Source organism: Streptomyces alkaliphilus, from assembly GCF_014141535.1.
GTDB lineage: Bacteria > Actinomycetota > Actinomycetes > Streptomycetales > Streptomycetaceae > Streptomyces > Streptomyces alkaliphilus.
Window position 1 is genome coordinate 1 of sequence record NZ_VKHT01000464.1, and the last position, 3,991, is coordinate 3,991.

At 73.9% G+C, this 3,991-nt stretch carries 2 protein-coding genes and 1 pseudogene; 1 reads left to right on the forward strand and 2 read right to left on the reverse strand.

What is annotated here, in order from left to right; genetic code table 11:
• Positions 1–36 precede the first annotated feature (36 nt).
• A pseudogene (locus FNQ90_RS15010) lies at positions 37–770 on the forward strand (class I SAM-dependent DNA methyltransferase); the annotation flags it as partial.
• Positions 771–856: 86 nt separating this feature from the next.
• Here the strand turns inward: FNQ90_RS15010 and pflA are convergent.
• Together pflA and pflB are read right to left on the reverse strand one after the other, a co-directional pair.
• Positions 857–1,708, reverse strand: a complete 852-nt coding sequence (gene pflA, locus FNQ90_RS15015; RefSeq protein ID WP_182606843.1) for a pyruvate formate-lyase-activating protein — start codon at positions 1,706–1,708, stop codon at positions 857–859.
• On the reverse strand, positions 1,708–3,906 hold the full coding sequence (pflB, locus tag FNQ90_RS15020) for a formate C-acetyltransferase (RefSeq protein WP_182606844.1): 2,199 nt from the start codon (positions 3,904–3,906) through the stop codon (positions 1,708–1,710). The genes pflA and pflB overlap by 1 nt, the downstream gene beginning before the upstream one ends.
• Between the last annotated feature and the right edge of the window lie 85 nt (positions 3,907–3,991).

Here is a 3,991-nt window from a genome sequence, read left to right on the forward strand (position 1 = left end):
CCCCCCGGCCCCGACCCGGCGGGCGGCTCGGGAAACCTGCTCACCGATCGCCCCGACCTCTACGAGCTCCGTTTTCCCGATCCCGAACACATCGCCGCCCGCTGGGTCGAGGAAGTCCTGCGCCGCCACGGCGCGGGCCCCGGGTCCTGGACGCCGGCTGCGGCACCGGTCGGGACGCCGCCCACCTGCACCGCGCGGGCCGCCGTGTGACGGGTGTCGACCTGTCGACGACCATGCTCGCCCACGCCCGCGCCCACCACCCGGGCCCGGAATACCTGCGGGCCGACCTGCGCTCCTTCGACCTGCGCCGCACGGTGGACGCGGTGGTCTGTCTGGACAGCGCCCTGTTGTACTGCCACACCAACCGGGAACTCGGGGGGTTCCTCGCCTCCTGCCGGGACCACCTGGCCCCGGGCGGGCTGCTGGTGGCCGAGATGCGCAACGGGGCCTTCTTCCTCGGGCGCACCGAACTCCTCGACGGGCCCCGCACCGCTTCGTTCACCGTCGAGGGCGTCACCCACACCTCGGTCACCACGCTGTGGGTGGACCGGGCCGCCCAACTCCTCCGCCGCAGGCGGGTCTGGACGGCCGACGACGGCTCCCCGGCGGTCGAGCAGCGATCCGCCTGGCGGCTGCTCTTCCCCCAGGAACTCCGGCTGTTGCTGGCCACCGCGGGGTTCGAGGTGCTGGAACTGCACGACGGCCCCGGCCCGCGGACCGATCCCCCCTGGCGCCCGGGAGACCCCGGAACCCCCGGACCGGCCGGCCGGGCGCGTGCCCGCGCGCCCGGGTCCGTACCCCGCGCCGGGGCAGCCGGCCGGCGCGGGGCAGCCGGGGGTCACACGGCAGCCGGGGGTCACACGGTGGTCAGACCGCGTGCGATGAAGATCTCCCGCGCCGCGGTGACCTGTTCGGCGGTCGGCGGCGGGGTGTCGGCCAGGGGGAACGGGATCCCCATCGCCTCCCACTTGGCGGCTCCCAGCCGGTGGAAGGGCAGCACGTCCACCCGGCTGACGTTGTTCAGCGAGGCCGCGAACCGGGCGACGCCGTCGATGTTGTCGGGATCGTCGGTGAGGCCCGGTACCAGCACGAACCGCACCCACACCTCGCGCCCCAGCCGCTCCAGGCGCCGGGCGAACTCCAGGGTGGGTCGCAGGTCGCGGCCGGTGACCCGGGTGTACGTCTCCGGATCCCATGACTTGATGTCGAGCAGCACCAGGTCGGTGTCGGCCAGCAGCGCGTCGGAGGCCCGGGGTCCGAGGAAACCGGAGGTGTCCAGGGCGGTGTGCAGGCCGAGTTCGCGCCGGCAGCGGTGCAGCACCTCGCCGGCGAAGACCGGCTGCAACAGCGGCTCGCCGCCGCTGAGGGTGACGCCGCCGCCGGCGGCCCGCAGGAAGGTCGCGCAGCGGGCGATGTCGGCCACCAGGTCGTCGGCGGACATCCGGGTGCCGTTGCGCAGGTAACGGGTGTCGGGGTTGTGGCAGTACAGGCAGGACAGCGGGCAGCCGGCGAGGAAGGCGACGAATCGGGAGCCGGGGCCGTCGACGCCGATCGACATGTCGGTGGAGTGGACCGAGCCGGTGACCGGCCGCCGGGCCACCGCCGCCGCCGGGGTGACGGCGACGGGGCACGGCAGGTCCGTGAGGGTGCCGGCCGGGCCGGGCCCCGCCTCCGGGGAGAGGGCGGGGACCGGCGGACGGGGGGTCATCACACGCTCCCGTGGAAGGTGCGGGCCAGCACGTCGAGCTGCTGCTCGCGGGTGAGGCGGGTGAAGTGCACGGCGTAGCCGCTGACCCGGATGGTGAGGTCGGGGTACTCCTCGGGGTGCTCCATGGCGTCCCGCAGCGTCGCCTCCTCCAGGACGTTGACGTTCATGTGGTAGCCGCCGGCGGCCACGTGTCCGTCGAGGACGCCCACCAGGTGGGTCACCCGCTCCTCCGGGACCCGGCCCAGGGAGACCGGGGCGAAGGTCGTGGTGAGCGAGATGCCGTCCTCCGCGTCGGGGAAGGGCAGGCCCGCCACCGACAGTGCGGAGGCCAGCGCGCCGCGGGTGTCCCGGCCGTTCATCGGGTTGGCGCCGGGCGAGAAGGGCACCCCGGCCGGGCGGCCGTCGGGGGTGGCGCCGGTCATCCGGCCGTAGACCACGTTGGAGGTGATGGTCAGCACCGACTGGGTGGGCCGGGCCCGCCGGTACGCGGGCAGCCGGCGCAGCCTGCGCATGAAGCCGGAGACCAGGTCGCGGGCGATGGAGTCGGCGCGCTCGTCGAGGTTGCCGTAGGCCGGGTACTCGCCGTGGACGCGGTAGTCGACGGCCAGGCCGCGCTCGTCGCGGATGACCTCCACCCGGGCGTGCCGCACGGCGGACAGCGAGTCGGCCGCGACGGCGAGGCCGGCGATGCCGCAGGCCATGGTGCGTTCCACGTCGCGGTCGTGGAGCGCCATCTCCAGCCGCTCGTAGTTGTACCGGTCGTGCATGGTGTGGATGACGTTGAGGGCGTGCATGTAGGTGCGGGCCAGCCGGTCCAGCACCGCGTCGTAGCGCTCCGCCAACTCCTCGGCGTCCAGCACGTCGCCGGTGATCGGCTCGAACCCCTCGAGCACGGTCTCGCCGGTGACCTCGTCCCGGCCACCGTTGATCGCGTACAGCAGGGCCTTGGCGAGGTTGACCCGGGCGCCGAAGAACTGCATCTGGCGGCCGGTCACCATCGGCGAGACGCAGCAGGCGATGGCGGTGTCGTCGCCGAACCGGGGGCGCAGCCATTCGTCGGAGATGAACTGCAGGGCGCTGGTCTCCGCCGCCACCCGGGCGGCGTAGGCGCGGAAACCGAGGGGCAGCTCCGGGGACCAGAGCACGGTGAGGTTGGGCTCGGGCGCCGGGCCGAGGTTGTACAGGGTGCGCAGGACGCGGAAGGTGGTCCGGGAGACCAGCGGCCGGCCGTCGGTGCCCAGGCCGCCCATGGTCCAGGTGACCCAGGTGGGGTCGCCGGAGAACAACTGGTCGTACTCGGGGGTGCGCAGGAAGCGGACCAGCCGCAGCTTGATCACCAGGTCGTCGATGAGTTCCTGGGCTCCGGCCTCGGTGAGCAGGCCGCGGTCGAGGTCCCGCCGCATCCAGATGTCGAGGAAGCCGTCGAGGCGGCCGATCGACATGGCGGCGCCGTCCTGCTCCTTGATGGCGCCCAGGTAGCCGAAGTACAGCCACTGGACGGCCTCGCGGGCGTCGCGGGCCGGGCCGGAGATGTCGTGGCCGTAGGAGGCGGCCATCGTCCGCAGGTCCTCCAGGGCACGGATCTGTTCGGCGGTCTCGGCGCGGTCGCGGATGACCTCCTCGGTGGGCCAGCGGCCGTGGAGCAGGTGCTGGTCGGCGCGCTTGTCGGCGATCAGCCGGTCGATGCCGTAGAGCGCGACGCGGCGGTAGTCCCCGATGATCCGGCCCCGGCCGTAGGAGTCGGGCAGGCCGGTGATCAGGCCGGAGGAGCGGCAGGCGCGGATCTCGGGGGTGTAGGCGTCGAAGACCGCGTCGTTGTGGGTGGTGCGGTACCGGGTGAAGATCTCCTTGACCCGCTCGTCGGGCTCGTGGCCGTGGGCGCGCAGGGCGTTCTCCACGACCCGCCAGCCGCCGGCGGGCATGATGGCGCGCTTGAGGGGGGCGTCGGTCTGCAGGCCGACGACGATCTCCAGGTCCCGGTCGATCCAGCCGGGCGCGAAGGCGGTGACGGAGGCGGGGGTGGCGGTGTCCACGTCCAGGACGCCGCCGCGGGCGCGCTCCTCGCGCAGCAGTTCCCGCACCCGGCCCCACAGTGCGGTGGTGCGCTCGGTGGGTCCGGCGAGGAAGTCGGCGTCGCCCTCGTAGGGGGTGTGGTTGTGGCGGACGAAGTCGGCGACGTCGATCGCGTCCCGCCACAGGCCGCCGCGGAAGCCCTCCCACGCGGTGCCGGCGTCCTCGGCCGGGACGGGGGCGGGAACCGACGCGGCGGCGACGGGTCCGGTG